This is a genomic window from Stenotrophomonas sp. GD03958 (assembly GCF_029839005.1).
GTDB classification, from domain to species: Bacteria; Pseudomonadota; Gammaproteobacteria; order Xanthomonadales; family Xanthomonadaceae; genus Stenotrophomonas; species Stenotrophomonas hibiscicola.
Window position 1 is genome coordinate 66,134 of record NZ_JAOBZT010000001.1, and the last position, 19,684, is coordinate 85,817.

Annotated in this window: 22 protein-coding genes; 8 read left to right on the forward strand and 14 right to left on the reverse strand. The window is 66.9% G+C overall.

The features are described 5' to 3' along the window. Positions 1-34: 34 nt before the first annotated feature. Both N5C25_RS00310 and N5C25_RS00315 read left to right on the forward strand, forming a co-directional pair. The gene (locus N5C25_RS00310) at positions 35-1,177 is read left to right on the forward strand and encodes a PilT/PilU family type 4a pilus ATPase (protein ID WP_019659468.1); all 1,143 of its coding nucleotides are present in this window, start codon (positions 35-37) and stop codon (positions 1,175-1,177) included. Between the two features lie 207 nt (positions 1,178-1,384). After that, complete coding sequence (locus N5C25_RS00315; RefSeq protein WP_058979395.1) at positions 1,385-2,368, forward strand: aldo/keto reductase; 984 nt, start codon at positions 1,385-1,387, stop codon at positions 2,366-2,368. Between the two features lie 62 nt (positions 2,369-2,430). Here N5C25_RS00315 and N5C25_RS00320 read toward each other — a convergent pair whose 3' ends face one another. After that, positions 2,431-3,330 carry a LysR family transcriptional regulator gene (locus N5C25_RS00320; protein WP_058979393.1) on the reverse strand — a complete coding sequence of 300 codons (900 nt, stop codon included), beginning with the start codon at positions 3,328-3,330 and terminating at the stop codon, positions 2,431-2,433. Between the two features lie 93 nt (positions 3,331-3,423). Here N5C25_RS00320 and N5C25_RS00325 point away from each other — a divergent pair, with 93 nt between their 5' ends. Next, complete coding sequence (locus N5C25_RS00325; protein ID WP_279936123.1) at positions 3,424-3,636, forward strand: DUF4287 domain-containing protein; 213 nt, start codon at positions 3,424-3,426, stop codon at positions 3,634-3,636. A 111-nt stretch (positions 3,637-3,747) separates the two neighbouring features. Further along, the gene (locus N5C25_RS00330; RefSeq protein WP_005415543.1) at positions 3,748-4,455 is read left to right on the forward strand and encodes a YitT family protein; all 708 of its coding nucleotides are present in this window, start codon (positions 3,748-3,750) and stop codon (positions 4,453-4,455) included. A 60-nt stretch (positions 4,456-4,515) separates the two neighbouring features. Here N5C25_RS00330 and N5C25_RS00335 read toward each other — a convergent pair whose 3' ends face one another. Together N5C25_RS00335 and N5C25_RS00340 are read right to left on the reverse strand one after the other, a co-directional pair. Beyond that, complete coding sequence (locus N5C25_RS00335) at positions 4,516-5,061, reverse strand: DNA-3-methyladenine glycosylase I (RefSeq protein ID WP_279936124.1); 546 nt, start codon at positions 5,059-5,061, stop codon at positions 4,516-4,518. After that, positions 5,058-6,875: a DUF4153 domain-containing protein gene (locus tag N5C25_RS00340; protein WP_279936125.1), complete on the reverse strand. Its 1,818-nt coding sequence runs from the start codon at positions 6,873-6,875 to the stop codon at positions 5,058-5,060. Before N5C25_RS00340 ends, N5C25_RS00335 begins: the two co-directional genes overlap by 4 nt. Before the next feature lie 91 nt (positions 6,876-6,966). Here N5C25_RS00340 and N5C25_RS00345 point away from each other — a divergent pair, with 91 nt between their 5' ends. From N5C25_RS00345 to N5C25_RS00360, 4 genes are all read left to right on the forward strand, one after another. Beyond that, the gene (locus N5C25_RS00345) at positions 6,967-7,533 is read left to right on the forward strand and encodes a YqgE/AlgH family protein (RefSeq protein ID WP_021202596.1); all 567 of its coding nucleotides are present in this window, start codon (positions 6,967-6,969) and stop codon (positions 7,531-7,533) included. Continuing rightward, positions 7,526-8,020, forward strand: a complete 495-nt coding sequence (ruvX, locus tag N5C25_RS00350; RefSeq protein WP_005415547.1) for a Holliday junction resolvase RuvX — start codon at positions 7,526-7,528, stop codon at positions 8,018-8,020. Before N5C25_RS00345 ends, ruvX begins: the two co-directional genes overlap by 8 nt. A 16-nt stretch (positions 8,021-8,036) precedes the next feature. Continuing rightward, positions 8,037-8,987 (forward strand): aspartate carbamoyltransferase catalytic subunit, encoded by a 951-nt coding sequence (locus N5C25_RS00355; RefSeq protein ID WP_021202595.1) that lies wholly within the window; start codon positions 8,037-8,039, stop codon positions 8,985-8,987. Positions 8,988-9,183: 196 nt separating this feature from the next. Then, complete coding sequence (locus N5C25_RS00360; protein WP_019659459.1) at positions 9,184-9,675, forward strand: transposase; 492 nt, start codon at positions 9,184-9,186, stop codon at positions 9,673-9,675. Between the two features lie 186 nt (positions 9,676-9,861). Here the strand turns inward: N5C25_RS00360 and N5C25_RS00365 are convergent, their stop codons facing one another. The 11 genes from N5C25_RS00365 to N5C25_RS00415 all read right to left on the reverse strand — a co-directional run bounded on the left by N5C25_RS00365 (position 9,862) and on the right by N5C25_RS00415 (position 19,678). Further along, complete coding sequence (locus tag N5C25_RS00365) at positions 9,862-10,659, reverse strand: prolyl oligopeptidase family serine peptidase (RefSeq protein ID WP_111103434.1); 798 nt, start codon at positions 10,657-10,659, stop codon at positions 9,862-9,864. 70 nt (positions 10,660-10,729) lie between these two features. After that, positions 10,730-10,996 carry a hypothetical protein gene (locus tag N5C25_RS00370; protein ID WP_019659457.1) on the reverse strand — a complete coding sequence of 89 codons (267 nt, stop codon included), beginning with the start codon at positions 10,994-10,996 and terminating at the stop codon, positions 10,730-10,732. Between the two features lie 59 nt (positions 10,997-11,055). Beyond that, positions 11,056-12,417: a magnesium transporter gene (gene mgtE, locus N5C25_RS00375; protein ID WP_019659456.1), complete on the reverse strand. Its 1,362-nt coding sequence runs from the start codon at positions 12,415-12,417 to the stop codon at positions 11,056-11,058. Positions 12,418-12,611: 194 nt separating this feature from the next. Further along, positions 12,612-14,381: a phosphoenolpyruvate--protein phosphotransferase gene (gene ptsP / locus N5C25_RS00380; RefSeq protein WP_279936126.1), complete on the reverse strand. Its 1,770-nt coding sequence runs from the start codon at positions 14,379-14,381 to the stop codon at positions 12,612-12,614. Between the two features lie 2 nt (positions 14,382-14,383). Then, on the reverse strand, positions 14,384-14,653 hold the full coding sequence (locus N5C25_RS00385; protein WP_005408385.1) for an HPr family phosphocarrier protein: 270 nt from the start codon (positions 14,651-14,653) through the stop codon (positions 14,384-14,386). Further along, complete coding sequence (locus N5C25_RS00390) at positions 14,646-15,038, reverse strand: PTS fructose IIA subunit family protein (protein WP_111103436.1); 393 nt, start codon at positions 15,036-15,038, stop codon at positions 14,646-14,648. The genes N5C25_RS00385 and N5C25_RS00390 overlap by 8 nt, the downstream gene beginning before the upstream one ends. 509 nt (positions 15,039-15,547) lie before the next feature. After that, a complete protein-coding gene (rapZ, locus tag N5C25_RS00395; RefSeq protein WP_019659453.1) occupies positions 15,548-16,432 on the reverse strand; it encodes an RNase adapter RapZ in 885 nt (294 codons plus the stop codon). Between the two features lie 27 nt (positions 16,433-16,459). Further along, a complete protein-coding gene (hprK, locus tag N5C25_RS00400; protein ID WP_019659452.1) occupies positions 16,460-17,410 on the reverse strand; it encodes an HPr(Ser) kinase/phosphatase in 951 nt (316 codons plus the stop codon). Then, complete coding sequence (locus N5C25_RS00405) at positions 17,407-17,859, reverse strand: PTS sugar transporter subunit IIA (RefSeq protein WP_061479789.1); 453 nt, start codon at positions 17,857-17,859, stop codon at positions 17,407-17,409. The genes hprK and N5C25_RS00405 overlap by 4 nt, the downstream gene beginning before the upstream one ends. A gap of 21 nt (positions 17,860-17,880) precedes the next feature. Beyond that, positions 17,881-18,198 (reverse strand): ribosome-associated translation inhibitor RaiA, encoded by a 318-nt coding sequence (raiA, locus tag N5C25_RS00410; RefSeq protein WP_004147311.1) that lies wholly within the window; start codon positions 18,196-18,198, stop codon positions 17,881-17,883. Positions 18,199-18,256: 58 nt separating this feature from the next. Further along, positions 18,257-19,678 (reverse strand): RNA polymerase factor sigma-54, encoded by a 1,422-nt coding sequence (locus N5C25_RS00415; protein WP_279936127.1) that lies wholly within the window; start codon positions 19,676-19,678, stop codon positions 18,257-18,259. Positions 19,679-19,684: the final 6 nt, after the last annotated feature.

Here is a 19,684-nt window from a genome sequence, read left to right on the forward strand (position 1 = left end):
GTTACCTGGTAAACCGCTTTTCCGGGAGCCTGCCGTGAACACCACCGCGACCACCATCGATTTCACTTCGTTCCTCAAGCTGATGGCGCACCAGCGCGCCTCGGACCTGTTCATCACTGCGGGCATGCCGCCGGCGATGAAGGTCAACGGCAAGATCTCGCCGATCACGCAGACCCCGCTCACGCCGCAGCAGAGCCGCGACCTGGTGCTCAACGTGATGACCCCGGCGCAGCGCGAGGAATTCGAGAAGACCCACGAATGCAACTTCGCCATCGGCCTGTCCGGTGTCGGCCGCTTCCGTGTCAGCTGCTTCTACCAGCGCAACCAGGTCGGCATGGTGCTGCGTCGCATCGAGACCCGCATTCCGACCGTGGAAGAGCTGAGCCTGCCGCCGATCATCAAGACGCTGGCGATGACCAAGCGCGGCATCATCCTGTTCGTCGGCGCCACCGGTACGGGTAAATCGACCTCGCTGGCGGCGATGATCGGCTACCGCAACCAGAACTCGACCGGCCACATCATCACCATCGAGGACCCGATCGAATTCGTGCACAAGCACGAGGGCTGCATCATCACCCAGCGCGAGGTCGGCATCGATACCGACAGCTGGGAAGCGGCCCTGAAGAACACCCTGCGCCAGGCGCCGGACGTGATCATGATCGGCGAGGTGCGTACCCGCGAAGGCATGGACCACGCCATCGCGTTCGCCGAAACCGGCCACCTGGTGCTGGCCACGCTGCATGCCAACAATGCCAACCAGGCGATGGATCGCATCATCAACTTCTTCCCGGAAGACCGCCGCAACCAGCTGTTGATGGACCTGTCGCTGAACCTCAAGGGGGTGGTCGCGCAGCAGCTGGTGCCGTCGCCCGATGGCCGCTCGCGCAAGGTGGCGATGGAGATCCTGCTGGGCACGCCGCTGGTGCAGGACTACATCCGCGACGGCGAGATCCACAAGCTGAAGGAAGTGATGAAGGACTCGGTCCAGCTGGGCATGAAGACCTTCGACCAGAGCCTGTTCGAGCTGTACCAGGCCGGCGAGATCAGCTACGAGGACGCACTGCGCTACGCCGACTCGCAGAACGAAGTGCGCCTGCGCATCAAGCTCAGCCAGGGCGGCGACGCGCGCACCCTGTCGCAGGGGCTGGATGGGGTGGAGATCTCCGAGATCCGGTGACCTGCGACTCTGTAGAGTCGACTGTTAGTCGACTCTCGCGCGCAGCGCGGGATTTTCCCGGCCGGTGAAAGAGCAGTCGACTAACAGTCGACTCTACCGGGCGCGTAGGCGATTGATGAATTCCAGTCATGACCGACTGTCGTCCAACCGGCTCAATTCATCGCCGCTGCAGGCGTATCGTCAGCACTCCCCCTCTGGAGCACGACGATGCAGACACGTGAACTCGGCCGCAGCGGCCTGAAGGTTTCCGCCCTGGGCCTGGGTTGCATGGGCCTGACCCATGCCTACGGCCAGCCGGTCGAAACGGGCCAGGGCATCGCCCTGCTGCACGCTGCCGTCGAGCGCGGCGTGACCTTCTTCGACACCGCCGAGGTGTACGGCCCGTACACCAACGAAGACCTGCTGGGCCAGGCCTTGGCGCCCTACCGCGACAGGCTGGTGATCGCCACCAAGTTTGGTTTCAAGGACGCGCGCACCGATGCCGGCCTGGACAGCCGCCCGGAGAACATCCGTGCCGTGGCCGAAGCCAGCCTCAAGCGCCTGCGTACCGACCATATCGATCTGTTCTACCAGCACCGCGTCGACCCGAACGTGCCGATCGAGGATGTGGCCGGCACCGTGCGCGACCTGATCGCCGAGGGCAAGGTCGGCCACTTCGGCCTGTCCGAGGCCAGTGCTGCCACCGTGCGTCGCGCGCATGCGGTGCAGCCGGTGGCTGCGGTGCAGAGCGAGTACTCGCTGTGGTGGCGCGAACCGGAGCGTGAACTGCTGCCGACGCTGCAGGAGCTGGGCATCGGCTTCGTGCCGTTCAGCCCGCTGGGCCGCGGCTTCCTGACCGGTGCGATCAACGCCGATACCACCTTCGACGCCAACGATTTCCGCAACAGCGTGCCGCGTTTCGAAGTGGAAGCGCGTCGCGCCAACCAGGCGCTGGTGGATCGCATCAGCACGATTGCGGCAGCGCGCGGTGCGACGCCTGCGCAGGTCGCACTGGCCTGGCTGCTCGCGCAGGCACCGTGGATCGTGCCGATTCCGGGCACCACCAAGGTCCATCGCCTGGAAGAAAACCTGGCCGCGGCCGACCTGCAGCTGGCACCGGAAGAGCTGCAGCGCATCGCGCAGGCGCTGGATGAAGTATCGATTGTTGGTGAGCGCTACAACGCCCAGCGTGCGGCGCAAGCCAAGGGCTGATCACCAGGTGGGTGTGGACCGTTGGTGGTGGGTGCGGACCGTTGGTCCGCACTCCTCAACCCTCACCCCTTCATCGGCCCGCGCAGCGCATCAAGCACCGTGCGCATCGCCACGGTGACGTGGCGGCGCGACGGGTAGTACGCGTAGTAGCCATCGAAGTGGGGGCACCAGTCGTCCAGCACCGAAAGCAGGCGACCATCGTCCAGCATCGGCTGTACCTGGTCCTCCGGCAGCCAGGCCAACCCGCTGCCTGCCAGCGCGGCGGCGCGGGTCATGCCCATGCTGTTGAAGATCCACTGGCCGCTCACACGCACGCTCAGTTCATTGCCGTCCTGGCCGAAATCCCACGGCATCAGCCCGCCATGCGTGGGCAGGCGCAGGGTGACGCAGTTGTGCCCGGCCAGGTCGTCCGGGTGCCGCGGCACCAGGTGCTGGCGGAAGTAGCTGGGCGCCCCGACCACGCGCATGCGCAGCGGCGGGCTGATCGGTACGGCGATCATGTCGCGCGCCAGCCGCTCGCCCAGGCGGATGCCGATGTCGTAGCGCTCGGCCACGATGTCGGCCAACCCGTAGTCGGCCGCCAGTTCCACCTTCAAGTCCGGATACTGCTGCAGCAGCGGCGCCAGCCTGGGCCAGGCGATGTACTCGGCGGCGTGGCCGGTGGCATTGATGCGGATGGTGCCGGCCGGGCGTTCACGGTACTCGGCTAGCGCGGCCAGCCCATCCTCGATCTCGGCCAGGCGCGGGGCCAGCGTTTCCAGCAGGCGGGCACCGGCTTCGGTGGTGGACACGCTGCGGGTGGTGCGGGTCAGCAGGCGCACGCCCAGGCGCTGCTCCAGTCCGCGCATGGCATGGCTGAGCGCGGACTGGGACACGCCCAGCTGGGCGGCGGCCTTGGTGAAGCTGCCCTCGCGGGCAACGTGGACGAAGGCCTGCAGGTCGTTGAGGTTTTCGCGGGGCATGCAGGGATGATACGGCTCCCGGATTGAACGGATCTGTCGATTTCCGGCTCCCCGGCTCGTCGTAACGGTACATCCAACGCGAGGAGCTTCCGCATGAGCACTGACACCAAACCCCAGGGCCCGGCCTCGTACTTCCCCTCCATCGAGAAGACCTATGGGCAGCCGGTCGCCCACTGGCTCGGGCTGCTGGCAGGGAAGAAGGGCCTGAAACACATGGAACTGGTCAGCTTCCTGGAAAGTGAGCATGGACTGGGCCACGGACATGCCAACGCACTGGTGGCGCACCATCTGGCCGGCAAGGGGTGACCGGCGGCTGGCGGAGGGCAGGCTGGGGCGCATTCAGCTGAACGATTTCATCTGCAACTGTCATGCAGATCGTGTCTAATACCGCTCCCCACCTGCTGTTCCCCCACCCGCATGTCCCTTCCTTCCCATGGCCCCGCGCCGTGCGACGACGCTGACGGCCACCTGGTCACCGCCGGTCCGCTGACCCCGCCGCCCGACAGCGCCGGCACCACCGCCGACGACAAAGCGCTGCGTCATTCGATCGCCGAGGACGTGCAAGGCATGGTGCTGGCCACGATGGTGGCCTCGCTGGGCTTGGCCATCTTCGCCAAGGGCGGGCTGATGATCGGCGGCATGGCGGGCATGGCGTTCCTGCTGCACTACGCGATGGGCTGGAACTTCGGCCTGGTGTTCGTGCTGGTCAACCTGCCGTTCTACTGGGTGGCGCTGCGGCGCATGGGTTGGGAATTCACCCTGAAGACCTTCGCTGCGGTCACCGCCTGTGGCGTGTTGACCGACCTGCTGCCGCGCTGGATCGACTTCTCGCACATCAACCCGCTGTATTCGGCGATCGTCGGTGGCGCGTTGTCTGGCCTGGGCATCCTGTTCTTCATCCGTCACCGTGCCAGCCTCGGCGGCATCGGCATCCTGGCGGTGTACCTGCAGCGCACCCGTGGCTGGAGCGCGGGCAAGGTGCAGATGTCCTACGACGCCTGCCTGATGGTGGCCGCGTTCTTCGTGCTGTCGCCTTCCAAGGTGCTGTACTCGGCCATCGGCGCGGTGGTGCTCAGCCTGGTGCTGATGTTCAACCACCGCCCCGGCCGTTACATGGGCGTGTGACCGTTCAACGGGGTTGCCGGCCAGCGGCCGGCACTACCGGCATCCACGCGCGGAGATCCATCAGCGGGCGGCGGCCTGCAGCCACGGCGGTGACAGCATCAGCAGCCGCGCATGCACCGGGCAATCCTCGGCGTGCGCACCGGGCAGGTAGCCCAGGCTCATCAGGAATTCGCCGGTGATCTCGCCTCCGGTGAAGCGGAACGTCTTCTTGAACAGCTTCACCCAGTCGGCCTTGTTGCGTGGGTGGTGCGCATCCAGCCACGCCGCGAAGCTGCCATGGCTGGCCCGCAGCTGCTGGATCACCTGCGCGTTGTGGATCGCCGCCAGCACCTTCAGGCGGTTGCGGATGATGCCCGGGTCCGACAGCAGGCGCGCGATGTCCTGCTCGGCGTAGGCCGCCACGCGGTCCACATCGAAGCGGTCATAGGCTGCGCGGAAGCCATCGCGCTTCTTCAGGATCGTTTCCCAGCTCAAACCGGCCTGGTTGATTTCCAGTACCAATCGCTCGAACAGTTCACGCTCGTCCCGCTGCGGGAAGCCGTACTCGTTGGCGTGGTAGTAGTCGTGCACCGGATGGCCGGGGGCAATCAGGCAGTAACCGCTCATGGGGAAGGCTCGTTGGATTCGGATTCGGATTCGGATTCGGATTCGGATTCGGGTTCGGGATCGATGGCCACTGCAGGGTGCCCGCCGATGGACAGCATCGGCCAGCGCGGTGGCACGAGCGTGAGTTTGCCGTTACGCAGGGCCTGGTTGATCGCCTCGGCCGGCCCGCTGACGGTGCCGAACAGCGCACCGGCCCGGCGCCACTGGGAATCGCTGCCACGTGCGTACAGCACGCAGTCCGGTCCACGGTGGGTGTACAGCTCGCACAGCAGCACTTCGCCGGTACCATCACCGTCCAGGTCGCGATGCACGATCAGGCAGTCGCGCTCGCTCTGTGCGCAGGATTCGCCATTGATCGATCGGGTGGCCAGAGCTTTCCACCAGTCGTCCGGTGGCGAGCTGGATCCCGCGGCCAGCTTCAGCGCGCGCCGCAGGGCGGCGACGTCCTGCGGCCCCTTGTCGAGGCGGTGGCCGTCGTCCCAGCGGGAGGTACGCGCCAGTGCTGCCGCGACCACCTGTGGCGCGTTGGCATCGGCGACGATGGCCGGATCACGCTGCAAATCGCGCAGCGCCTGCACGCCACGGCGGCCAAGATCGAAGCGCAGCACGTTGACGTCACTGCTGGTGATCGCCGGCGGGTCCGCGCGCAGGCGCTCCAGCTGGCTGGACAGGGTCAGCCGCACCGGGTCCAGCAGGGGCGAGTTGCCCAGCAGGGCCAGTGCGAGCACCACCCAGCACATCCAGCGGTTGACCGGTTCCAGCGCCTGCAGCCAGCGGCCCTGGCGACGCAGTACCGCCAGCGCATAGCCCAGGGCATAGCCGGCCACGGCCAGCGCGATCAGCAGTGCCCAGAACCGGTCCACTGTCCACCCGTACTGCACCACGCGCAGGCCCAGCGCATACAGCGCCAGCGCGGCGTAGACCGGCAGCGCCAGCAGGCTGGCCTCGACCAGACGGCGCAGCACGAGAGGGTACGGCGGGGAGTCTTCCCCCTGCTGGTAGACCGCATTGGTGAACGTCACCAGCAGCAGTGACACCACCACCAGCAGGCTGGCGGCCGAACGGGTCTTCCACAGTGGTTCCAGCCCGGCAAGCGGCAGGCTCAGCACGAACAACACGGCGATGAACGAGAGCAGTGGCAGCAGCCCGCGGCAGATCGCGAACAGCACCTGGCGGGTGATCTGGATCGCCCGATGCTGGGTGCGCCCGATCAGCACGCCAAACCCGGCCAGGCTGCCGGTGGCCAGTGCGATGAAAGCATCCTGGCGGAACAGATCGCGGAAGAAGGTGACCTCCAGCAGCTGGAACAGCGCCGCCCACAGCCACAGCAGCAGCCAGGTCAGCCCGGTGAACAGCGCCGCCAGGGCCAGGGTCAAGCCGTTCTGCCAGGCGCGCTCGAACAGCTCGGGGTAGCTGGCGCGCCACTGACCGTGCTGCAGCTGGAACTGCCACCAGGGCAGGGCCACGAACACCGCCACGCCCATGCCCAGGGTCAACGGAAACTGCAGCGCGCCCGATTCCAGTGCGGCCTCGCCATTGAGGTTCCAGCCGATCCAGGCGGCCAGTGCCAGCACCACCACCGAGCCGAGCGCCGCCTGCAGCCACAGGCGGCGTTGGCCCAGTTCGACCAGGCTCAGCGCCACCGCGCTGGGAATGGCCAGCACCCAGGCGTACCAGCAGTAGCGCCAGCCGATATCGCGGAACGGCCCCGCATCGGACAATTCCTGCGCGGCATACAGCATCAGACCCTGCAGCAGGGCGATCAGGACGATGGCGCTGCGTGCCGGCAGGGTCAGGGGCGATGAAGACTGCATCGATGACCTTCCATGGCAAAGCACCATCCTAGCCCATCGCGGTTCGGCGCCATCGCGCGACCATCCCGCCCCCAGCAGGTAGAATGGGCCCATGCCTGTAATGCCGACCTCCCTTGCCGATCACCTGCTCGTCGCGCTGCCGTCGCTGCTCGACGCGACCTTTGCCCGCAGCGTCGCGCTGATCTGCCAGCACGACGAGAACGGGGCGATGGGCGTACTGGTCAACCAGCCTTCCGAATACACGCTGGGTGAAGTGCTTGCGCAGATGGACATCACCACCGGTGATGGCGAGCTGCAGGCGCGCATGGTGCTCAATGGCGGTCCGGTGCATCCCGAACGCGGCTTCGTCATCCACGACGACGCGCGCGCGTGGGATTCCAGCCTGACCGTGGGCGACGGCCTGTACCTGACCACCTCGCGCGACATCCTCGAAGCGATGGCGCGTGGCGAAGGCCCGGCCAATGCGGTGGTCACCCTCGGCTGTGCCGGTTGGGGCGCAGGGCAGCTGGAAAGCGAGCTGTCCGAGAACAGCTGGCTGACCGTGCCGGCCGATGCCGAGCTGGTGTTCCAGCTGCCGCTGGAGCAGCGCTGGCAGGGCGCGGCTGCGCGCATCGGCGTGGATCTGTTCCGGCTGACCGACTACAGCGGCCATGTCTGAGCCGGCCGCGCCCGCACCGGTTCCTGCTGCCCCGGCGATCCGCCGTGACGGCACCGTTCTGGGTTTCGATGTTGGCTCGCGACGCATCGGCGTGGCCATCGGCAGTGCTTTCGCCGCCCATGCGCGCGCGGTGGCCGTGGTCGATGTGCACGGCAACGGCCCGGACTGGACCGCGATCGAGCGCCTGCTCAAGGAATGGAAGCCCGACGGCCTGGTGGTCGGCGATCCGCTTACGCTGGACGGCCAGGACCAGCCCAACCGCAAGCGCGCGCAGGGCTTCGCCCGCCAGCTGCGGGAACGTTTCAAGCTGCCCGTGGTGATGATCGACGAGCGTTCCAGCTCGGTCGAGGCCGCACGCCGCTTCGCCGTCGAGCGCGCCGAAGGACGCAAGCGCCGCCGCGATGCGGCCGCCCTCGATGCTGTGGCCGCGGCGGTGATCATCGACCGCTGGCTGTCGTCCCCCGACGACGCCACCCCCATTCCCTGACTGCACGACTCCCGCCATGACTGCCCAGCAAATCGATGCCTCCGGACGCCTGCGCCACCTGCTGACCCTGGAGGGCCTGCCGCGCGAAACACTGCTGCAGTTGCTGGACCGGGCAGGGCAGATCCGTGACGCCGCAGTCGGCCGTGTCGGCAACAAGCGCCACGTGCTGGCCGGTTCTGCGGTATGCACGCTGTTCTTCGAACCGTCCACGCGCACCCGCAGCTCGTTCCAGCTGGCCGCGCAGCGCCTGGGCGCCGATGTGCTGAACTTCGACGCGTCGACCTCGTCCACGCGCAAGGGCGAAACGGCCTGCGACACGTTGCGCAACCTGGAAGCAATGGGCGTGCGCGGCTTCGTGGTGCGTCACCCCGATGACGGCGCCGTGGCCGCGCTGGCCGAGGCGGCGGGCGAGGGCACCGCACTGATCAACGCCGGCGACGGCCGAAGCGCGCACCCGACCCAGGGCCTGCTGGACATGCTGACCCTGCGCCAGGCCAAGGGCCCGGATTTCTCGAAGCTGAAGGTGGTGATCGTCGGCGACGTGAAGCACTCGCGCGTGGCGCGCACCGACCTGCATGCGCTGCGCACGCTGGGGGTGGGCGAGATCCGCGTGTGCGGCCCGCAGTCACTGCTGCCGGACGACGAGACCCTGAAGGGCTGCGTGGTCGGCGATGATTTCGATGCGATGCTGGAAGGCGCCGACGCGCTGATGATGCTGCGCCTGCAGCGCGAGCGCATGGAAGAAGGCCTGGTGCCGTCGCTGGAGCAGTACCACGCCCAGTACGGCCTGACCAACGAACGCCTGGCCCGTGCCGGCAAGGACGCTGCGGTGCTGCATCCGGGCCCGATCAACCGTGGCGTGGAAGTCACCGATGACGTGGCCGACGGCCCGCAGTCGTGGGTGCTGCGCCAGGTCGCCAACGGCGTCGCCGTGCGCATGGCCGTGCTGGAAACCCTGCTGGGCTGACCACTTTGGTGGGTGCCGACCGTTGGTCGGCGCGGTTGATCTGTCCTCATCCGACCCGGTGGGTGCCGACCGTTGGTCGGCATCGAACCATCAGTGCGGTGAAGTGCGGGCCTGGCCATTGAATGGTTCCGGGCCTACCTGTACTGACGTGGTTGCCCGATAGAAGAGGGATACCGGCAGGCGCACGCTTGGGCCCATGAACCGCGCACGCCTACGCCTTGGCCGTCATTCCCGGATCGGGCAATCCTACATCCTGACCACCGTCACCCAGGAACGTCGACGCTACTTCGATGATGCCACTGCGGCACAGGAGGTGATGGATGTGTTCCGTCGCATTGATGATGATGGCCTGACGCACTCACTTGCCTATGTGGTCATGCCGGACCACATCCATTGGCTTGTTGAGATCCGTGCGTTCTCGCTGGACTACATCATGCAACGCTTCAAATCGAGCAGTGCATTGCGGATCAACCGCATGCTGGGTAAGACAGGACCATTTTGGCAATCGAGCTATCACGATCACGCCATGCGTTCTGAAGAATCACTGTTTCGCCATGCGATGTACATCGTCGCCAACCCGGTCAGGGCGAACTTGGCGAGCTGCGTGGGAGAGTATCCGTATGCCTGGTGCCGATGGGAGATCGATGGGAGGTACCAAGCAATGGATTACCCCGAAGCGGAGAGATAGTGCCGACCAACGGTCGGCACCCACCAATACCCGAGCCGACCAACGGTCGGCACCCACCAATACCCAAGCCGACCAACGGTCGGCACCCACCAATACCCAAGCCGACCAACGGTTGGCCTCCACCAATACCCAAGCCGACCAACGGTTGGCATCCACCCACAGATGTTTCCCAGCAGAAGCTATGGCTCAGCGCTTCTGCGCGAACATCCATTCCCACATCGCCGGGTCGGCGTAGGTGGCGTCCCAGGCATTGTGGTTGCCTTCCGGGTATTCGGTGTAGCGCACGTCACGCGCGTTGGCGTTCTGGAATGCGGCGTGCAGCCGGCGGTCGTCATCCGGCGGCACCACGTCATCCAGCGCGCCATGGAAGATCCAGATCGGCGTCTGCCGCAGGCGCTGGGCAATGGCCGCATACGGGTCGGTTTCACCGGCCACCTGTTCGACGAACAGGGTCGGACGTACCGCGCGCGGGGCCAGCACCGCGCCGCACACCGGCACGATCGCAGCAAATCGGTGCGGGTTGTCCAAGGCGATATTCCAGCTGCCGTAGCCACCCATCGACATGCCGGTCAGATATTGCCGCGCCGGATCGGCACCGAACTCGGCGATCGCTGCATCCAGCGCGGCCAGGGCCACACGGTTGTTGCGCCCGCTCCATTCCCCGCGTCCCGGCGCCTGCGGAAATACGGCCAACGCAGGGAAATCGGCGGCCTGCTCGCGCAGGTACGGTCCCAGCCCCGCGTGGGTCTGCTTCACGCCATCGGCGCCGCGCTCGCCCGAACCGTGCAGGAACAGCACGACCGGCAGTGAGCCCGGTGTACGCGCCGATGCGGCCGGAATGAATACCTGGTAGTAGGCCGTCTCGCCATCCACCTTCACGGCGCGGGCTTCGAAGCGACCCCGCGCGCCATCCGGCAGCGACGTGCAGCCGCTCATCAACAGAAGGGCCAGCAGTGGCAGCCAGCGCGACAGCAAACGGACCATGGGGTTTCCCGAAGTGGCGAGATCGCCTGCATCGTAGTCCGCTGCCGCCAGCGCGGCATCGTGCGCCGCGTCACTGCGGGCGCGGGAAGCTGGCAATGATGTCCAGTTGTTCCTGCGCTTCGGCATTGCCTGCCGCCGCCGCAGCCTGCACCTGCGCCATATCCGGGTGCAGGACCACCAGCAGCGGGTTCTCGCAGACCGGGCAGTCATACTCGGTGGCGTCCTCGTCCAGTTCCATCTCCATGGCGCGCGAACTGCCTTTCCATTCGCAGGCCGGGCAGGTGTGCTGCTGGTCGCGCCAGCCGGGCTGGAAATAGTTTTCGATCGTTGTTGCCATGGGTGTTCCGGTTGGGTGGAGTCAACGACCCGCGTGGCGGGGGCCGATCCTCGATGCGGTCAGTGCAGCAGCACCAGCGTGGCCAGGCCGAGGAAAGTGAAGAAGCCCATCGAGTCGGTCACTGCGGTCAGGAAGATACCGCTGGCCAGCGCTGGATCGAAGCCGAAGCGTTTCAGTGTGAGCGGCACCAGCACGCCGGCCAGCGCTGCGAACAGCAGGTTGCAGGTCAGTGCGATGGCGATCACCGCAGACAGCCCGGGTGAATGGAACCAGGCCAATACGATCAGGCCCAGCACCGAGCCGAGCATCACGCCGTTCAGCAGCGCAACACGCACTTCCTTCCACAGCAGGGTGCGCGCGTTGGAGGCGCCCACTTGCCCCAGCGCCAGGCCGCGCACCATCAGCGCCAGCACCTGGGTGCCGGCGTTGCCACCGAGGCCGGCCACGATCGGCATCAGCACCGCCAGCGCCACCAGCTTGTCGATGGTGCCCTCGAAGTGACCGACCACGCTGGAGGCCAGGAAGGCTGTGCACAGGTTGATCGACAGCCACATCAGGCGGCGGCGCATGGCCCGCCAGACCGGGCTGAACAGGTCCTCGTCCTCGTCCAGGCCGGCGGCGCCCAGCGCCTGGTGCTCGGCCTGGCCACGGATGATGTCGACCACGTCATCGATGGTGATGCGACCAACGAGGATGTTGTTCTCGTCCACCACCGGTGCGGAGATCCAGTCGTGGTCGGAGAACTGCCGCGCGACTTCCTGGTCGCTCTCGCCGACGTCGATGGCCGGCTGCTCGTCGTCGATCAGGCGGTTGATCGGGGTGGTGTCCTCGTGGGTCACCAGCGCCGCCAGCGACACCCGGCCAAGGTACTGATGGCGCCGGCTGACCACGAACAGGTGGTCGGTGTGGTCCGGCAGTTCGCCGCGCAGGCGCAGGTAGCGCAGCACCACGTCCACGTTGACGTCGGCGCGCACGGTCACCACGTCCGGGTTCATCAGGCGGCCGGCACTGTCCTCGGGATAGGACAGCACCTGTTCCAGGCGCTCGCGGTTCTCGCGGTCCATCGACTTGAGGACTTCGTCGATGACCGTGTCCGGCAGGTCTTCGACCAGGTCGGCCAGGTCGTCGATGTCCAGGTCTTCGACCGCGGCGATGATTTCGTCCGGGTCCATGTCCGCGAGCAGGCTCTCGCGCACGTCGTCGCCGACGTGGACCAGCACCTCGCCGTCATCTTCCGGATCGACCAGGCCCCACACCACCTCGCGCTTGCCCGGCGGCAGCGATTCAAGCAGGTTGCCGATCTCGGCCGGGGCCAGGGTGTTGACCAGGCGACGCACCGGGCCCAGCCGACCGCTGTCCAGTGCGTCGGACAGCATCCGCAGTTGGCGCGCAGTCTTGTCGTGGCGTACGGCTTCAGCCATCGCAGCTCCCGCGGGATAAGAAAAGCCGCGATCCCGGCAAGGATTCGGCAACAGGGGTGTTCAGCGCGTCATTATCGCAAGGGGATGTTTCAACGCATAGCCGAGGGGCGGTGGTTGCGCCGGCCGCTGGCCCGCAATCGTCCCCATCGAAGTCCACGAGATTGCCGGCCAGCGACCAGCACTACCCTCGGCAGTCAGGCCGTTTCGGCCACCAGCGCCAGCCAGCGCTCGATCGCGCGGCGGTCGCGTGCGGCCAGCAGCTTCGGCGCGCGCGCGCGCAATGCGGCCAGATCGGCATCGCGGATCGCACGGCGCACTTCCAGCAGCGTGCCGGGGTGCAGGCTGAACTCGGTCAGGCCCAGCGCCAGCAGCAGCGGGGTCATCCGTGCGTCGCCGGCCATCTCGCCGCAGACCGCCACCGGGATGTGGTGACGCGCGCCGGTCTCGATCACCATCTGCAGCAGTCGCAGCACGGCCGGATGCAGTGGCGAATACAGTTCGCCCAGTGCCTCGTTGTTGCGGTCGGCGGCCAGCAGGTACTGCACCAGGTCATTGGTGCCGATCGACAGGAAATCGACCAGGTCGATGAAGCTCTCCAGCGCCAGTGCTGCCGCAGGAACTTCGATCATCGCGCCCAGCGGCACGTGGTCGGACACCATGTGGCCCTCGCCGCGCAGCTGTTCGGTCAGCTTGAGCATGCGCCGGCGCACCGCCAGCAGCTCCTCGCGGGTGCTGACCATCGGCACCAGCACGCGCAGCTTGCCGTAGGCGGAGGCGCGCAGGATCGCGCGCAGCTGGGTATCGGCCACCTTCGGCCGTGCCAGCGACAGGCGTACGCCGCGCAGACCCAGGGCGGGGTTCTCTTCATTGCTGAGGGTCAGGCCGGTGCGGTCGGCCTTGTCCGCGCCCAGATCGAGCGTGCGGATGGTGACCGGTCGCCCGCTCATGCCCAACGCGGCATCCCGGTAGGTCTGGAACTGTTCTTCTTCATCCGGCAGCTCGTTGCGCTGCAGGAACAGGAACTCGGTGCGGTACAGGCCCAGTCCCTGCGCGCCCAGCGCGTGCGCCTGGGTGACGTCTTCCAGCGATTCGGCATTAGCCAGCAGGGCGATGTCGACCTGGTCGCGGGTGCGGCTGGGCTTGCTGCGCAGGCGGCCGAGCTCGCGCTGCTCGCGCGCATGCTCCTTCAGGCGCGCGCGATAGTCGCGCAGGTTGTCGGCCTGCGGGTTGGCGGTGATGCTGCCGTCGGCGCCATCGATGATCAGCACGTCGCCATCGGCGATGCGGCTGAGCAGCTGCGGAACGTTCACGATCAACGGCAGATGCAGGCTGCGCGCCAGGATCGCGCTGTGCGACAGCGCGCTGCCGGCGGCGGTGACGATGCCAACCACGCCCTGGGCCTGCAGCTGGGCCAGTTCGGACGGGGCGATGTTGTCGCAGACCAGGATCTCGCCGGCCAGGCCCTTCATCACCGGCGCGCGTTCAGGCTGCAGGAACGCGTGGATGCGGCCGATGACATGGTCCAGGTCGTCCATGCGGCTCTTCAGGTAGGCATCGTCCATGCCATCGAAGACCTTGGCCAGGCGGTCACGCTGCAGGCGCAATGCGTAGCCGGCACTGTAGGGACCGCTGCGGATCAGCTCGTCCAGCCCGAACAACAGCTCGGGATCGTCCAGCAGCAGCGCGTGCAGGTCCAGGAACTCGCCCACTTCCTGGTTCAATGCGCCATGCAGGCGCTGGCGCAGTTCGTGCATTTCCGTGCGCGCGGCATCCACCGCACGATGCAGGCGGGCCAGCTCGGCCTCGACCTGGTGGGCGCCGATGCGTTGCTCGGCCACCTCCAGCGCATGCGGCAGGCGTACCCGTGCGCGGCCCATCGCCGCGCCACGGGCAGCACCGTGCCCAGCCAGCAGCTGGACCGGCCGCTGGCCGGAAGGAACCTGGCCGGCGCGCGCGCGCGGCACGCTCAGCTGTCCTCGTCGAAGCGGCGCTCGAACAGACCGACCACCGCTTCCATCGCGGCGGCTTCGTCCTCGCCGTTGATGCGCACCGTGACCGGAGTGCCCTGGCCGGCGGCCAGCAGCATCACGCCCATGATGCTCTTGGCGTTGATCTCACGGCCCTTGGCGGCCATGGTCACGTTGCAGCGGAACGGCGCCAGGGTCTGCACCAGCTTGGCGGTGGCCCGGGCGTGCAGGCCCAGGCGGTTGCTCACGGTGAGTTCTCGTTCAAGCATCGTCGACTATCGCTCCATTACGGGTGCCCGCCGCGGCTGTGGCGGGCAGTAGATCCAGTCCCTGTTCCGGATAATTCATCACCCGCAGCAACATCGGCAGGCTCAGCGCCGATACCCGGCGAACCGGGGTCCCCAACCGGGCCAGCTGCCCGGCTAGGTTGGCGGGGCTGGCGCCGTACAGGTCGGTCAGGATCAGCACGCCATCCCCTGCATCGACCCGCCGCAGGGCGGCCGAGGCGAGCGGGAGCAGGGCGTCCAGGTCTGCGTCGAACGGTACTTCGAAAGCTTCGGTTTTCAGCGGCAATTGCCGCAGGAGCCGGGTCGCCACCTCAAGCAGGGCGGGCCCGACCCCCGGATGTGTTACGAGGAGAATGCCACAGGTCATTACTGCACGTTAACAGGTCAAGGTGAATTGGCGATAGCAGCAGGAGAGGGGCACTGTGTCCCGTATTCAGTGTTGCTCGCGTGGGAGCCCTTTTCCGTTGGAGAAGAGATCCGACCCCATCCGTTTTTCGATGCCTGACAGCGATTCATCCACGCACGCGTGGATCCATCGTGTCGACCAGGGTCGACACCCACCAACAGCACACGGAATCTGTCAGAGGCGGGGCGGTGTGGGTAGGCAGGACCGTTGGCGCCATGGATGGCGCCATCGAGCCCCCAGGGGTGAGGGCGCTTTGCTTGCGAAGCACTGCTTCGCAAGCGCCCGAACGCCCAGCCGCCAGCGGCTGGGCCGGACCGCGGAGCGGGGTTCAGGGCGTGTCCTGCCTGCCCACATCGCCCCGCTATCCCACGGAATGCCGCTTCTGCTGTTGCTGTTGCTGTTGCTGTTGCTGTTGCCGGCCAGCGGCCGGCACTACCGGCGGGTGCCGGGCGCAGCCCGGCCTATCACCCTCAATCCTGTTCGCGGTGATACGTGGCCACATCTTCCCAGCCCATCTCGCGGGCATGCCGTGCCAGGCGCTCGGCCAGAAACACCGAGCGGTGCTTGCCGCCGGTGCAGCCGAACGCCACCGTCACGTAGCTGCGGGTGCCATCCCCCAGTTTCGGCAGCCACGTATCGAGGAAATCCATCAGCTGGGCCAAGTAACGCTGCACGTCCGGCTGTGCTTCCAGATAGTCGCGCACGCCCGGTTCGCGGCCGCTCAGCGCACGCAGATCGGGGTCCCAGTGTGGATTGGGCAGCACCCGCGCATCGAATACGAAGTCCGCCTCGGCCGGCACGCCGCGCTTGTACGCGAACGATTCGAACAGCAGGGACAGTCCGGTGGCATGGTCCAGCGTGAACTCGGTGATGATCCGCCGCCGCAGCTGATGCACGTTGAGGTTGCTGGTATCGATCACCGCATCGGCCTCGCGGCGCAGCGGTGCCGTCAATTCACGTTCGCGTGCGATCGCTTCGGGCAGCGACAGGCCCAGCTGGCTCAGCGGATGACGGCGCCGGGTGTCGGCGTAGCGCTTGAGCACAGCCTCATCGCTGGCCTCGAAGAACAGTACCTTCACTTCCACGCCGGCGTCAGTGGCCAGCTGCCGCCAGTTGCCCAGCTGGCTCAGATCGGCCTGTCCGCGAACGTCGATGCCCACGGCCAGGCGGCGCGGTGCGCTGCCGTCATGGTTGGCCAGCAGGCTGCGCACGAAGTCGGGCAGCAGATTGATCGGCAGGTTGTCCGAGCAGTAGTAGTCCTGGTCCTCGAAGGTCTTCAGGGCGACGGATTTACCCGAGCCGGACAGGCCGCTGACGATGATCAGGGTCGGGGCGGAGGGGGTGACGGTGCTCATGGACAGGCTCTTCGAGGGGCAGGGAAATCAGGGTGTTCGCCGTTCCAGCAGGTTGCTGTGGCGGGCGATGAACATAGCCGCCGGGTCGATGCCCTTGGTGCGCAGGATGTGCAGGCGGGTCGCGGCTTCGGTCAGTACGGCCAGGTTGCGGCCGGGCATCACCGGCAGGGTGATCAGCGGAACGTCCAGGTCCAGCACATGGCGGGTGCCCGAATCGCCGGTCAGGCGTTCGTAGCCATGTGGGGTGGGTTCGGTCATCGGCTTGGTCAGGTGGACGATCAGCCGAAGGTACTTGTTCTTCTTTACAGCCGTGTCGCCGAACATCTCGCGCACGTTGAGCACGCCCAGGCCGCGCACTTCCAGCAGGTCCTGCAGCAGTTCGGGGCAGGTGCCGTCGAGTACGTCCGGGGCGATCTGGGTGAACTCGGGGGCATCGTCGGCGACCAGGCGATGGCCGCGGGTGAGCAGCTCCAGCGCCAGCTCGCTCTTGCCCGATCCGGCCTCGCCGGTGATCAGCACGCCGATGGAATAGATCTCCATGAACACGCCGTGCAGGATCACCCGCGGCGCCAGCGTACGCGCCAGATGGTAGGACAGGTGGTTGAGCAGTTCGTGGCCGCGCTTGGGCGAGAGCCACAGCGGCGTGCCGGATTCGTCAGCAGCGGCGCGGAGGTCTTCCGGGCAGGGCTGGTTGCGGGTCAGCACCAGCGCCAGCGGGTGCGACTGCATGATCTTCTCGATGGTCTCCCAGCGCTGGCGTGGTTCCAGTGCATCCAGCCAGGACAGTTCCTCGGTGCCCAGGATCTGCACCTTGTTGGGATAGATCGCGTTGAGGTAGCCGGCCAGCGAGGGGCGCCGCGAGACGGTATTGCCGGCCTCCAGCTCGCGCTTCTCACCGGACTTGCCGGCGGCCCAGCGCAACCCCAGCCGCTCGCGCTGCTGTTCGAACAGTTCACGGGCGGTGATGCTGGTATTCATGCGGCACTCGCAGGAGGGGTCATGTCCAGCGCCTCGCGCAGCGCCCGGGCATCGCCCGCTTCGCGCAGGGCCTGGCGGATGTCCGGCGCGGAAAACAGTTCGGCCAGCTCGGACAACAGCATCAGGTGCTGGTGGGTGTAGTGGGCGGGGACGGCCATGGCGAACACCAGGTCCACCGGTTCGTCGCCGCCGAAATCGACCGGGGCGGCCAATCGCAGCAGGGCGCCACGGGGGCGATCAAGGGTAGGCGCGCGGCCGTGGGGGATGGCGATGCCGTGGCCGATCGCGGTGCTGCCCAGGGCTTCGCGCTGGCACAGGTTCAGGTAGATCTGTTCGGCATTGGCCTGGCGGCAGGCCAGCAACCCGGCGGCGGCCTGCAGGACGCTGTCACGGTCGGTGGCCGCGCAGAGCTGGGTCTGCACGGCCGCCAGGAGGTCAGTCAGGGGCATGTCTGCGGGGAACGGTGGCGATCAGCCACCATTGTCGCCCACCGGCAGCGGCGCGTGCTGCTGTTTTTTCTCCTTGTGCTTGATCACCAGGCGGTCAAGCTTGTCCGCAAGCAGGTCGATCGCGGCATACATGGTCTGGGCATTGGCCTCCGCGTGCAGGGTCTGGCCCGGGATGTTGAGGCTGGCGTCGACATGGTGTTCGGTCTTCTGCAGCTTGAGGGTCACCCGCGCTTCGCAGTGCTGGTCGAAGTGCTTTCCGATCCGGGCCAGCTTTTCCTCCACATAGGACTGCAGGGCCGGGGTGACTTCGACATCTTTGCCAAACGTTTCGATGCGCATCGGGTTTCTCCTGTGTTCGGATGTGCCAATGAACCTCTCCGCCGGGCGCGGCGGCGCGTCAAGCGATTCTGACCCTTTCGTGCGAGGCGGAAATGTTCATGGCTTCACGATACTTCGCCACGGTGCGCCGCGCTACTGGGATTCCCGACGATTTGAGCAGGTCAGCCAGCTTGGCGTCAGAAAGCGGCTTGCGCGGATTCTCATCGTCGATCAGGCGCCGGATCATCGCCTGGATGGCGGTGCTGGACGCCTCGCCGCCGCCTTCGGTATCGATGCCGGAGGCGAAGAAGGCCCGCAGTGGCAGGGTGCCGCGCGGGGTGCGCACGTGCTTGCGGGCGATCGCACGCGACACCGTGGATTCGTGCAGGCCCAGTTCGGTGGCAATCTCGCGCAGGGTCAGTGGGCGCAGCGCCTGCTCGCCGAATTCAAGGAAGCCGGCCTGCTGCAGGATCAGGCTGCGCACGACGCGCAACAGGGTTTCGCCGCGCTGCTGCAGGCCTTTCAGCAGCCAGCGTGCTTCCTGCAGCTGGGCACGCAGGTAGCCGGCATCGGCATCGCCGCAACGCCGGATAAGCTGTTCGTAGCCGCGGTGGATCACCACCTTCGGCCCGGCATGGGCGGCCAGTGCAGCGCGCCACACGCCGTTCTGCCGCCATACCACCACGTCCGGCACCACGTAAGTGTCCTGCGACAGCGGTGCGATCTGCGTGCCCGGGCGCGGGTCCAGCGAGCGCAGCAGCGCGACGGCAGTCTCGACCTCGTCCATCGGCTGCTTCAACTCATGAGCAAGCCCGGCGACGCCACTGCGTGGCAGCCGTTCCAGCGGGCCTGCGGCAATCTGTCGCGCCAGCGCCAGCCCGGGCGTTTCGCCGGGCAGCACATCCAGCTGCAGCAGCAGGCATTCGCCCAGCGTGCGTGCAGCCACACCCACCGGATCGAAGCGCTGGATGCGATGCAGCACGGCGAGGATCTCGTCCTCGCCGGCGTGGATCGCCGGCAACAGGGTGTCGGCGATGGTGCCCAGCGGTTCGCGCAGATAACCGTCATCGTCCAGTGCATCGATGAGCGCGGCACCGATGCTGCGATCAGGTGGGGACAGATGCGACAGATGCAGCTGCCACAGCAGATGGTCGGCCAGCGTTTCGGTTTCGGCTACGCGCTCGGCGGCGCTGCCATTGTCGTCGTCATCGTCGAAGCTGCCGCCGCTGCCGGACGTGTTCCAGTCCAGTTCCGCCGGCGCCCAGTCGTCGCCGGCATCGGTGCGTTCTGCGGGCGCATCGTTGCCGTTGTCGTCGCCTTCGCCGGCAGGACTGCTGCTGTCACTGCTGTCGGCCCAGTCCAGCAGCGGATTGCTTTCCACCGCCTGCGCGATTTCCAGCTCCAGCTCGGTGGTGGACATCTGCAGCAGCTTGATCGCCTGCTGCAACTGGGGCGTAAGCACCAGTTGCTGTCCCAACGATGTCTGCAGCCGAGTCTTCATGCCTGT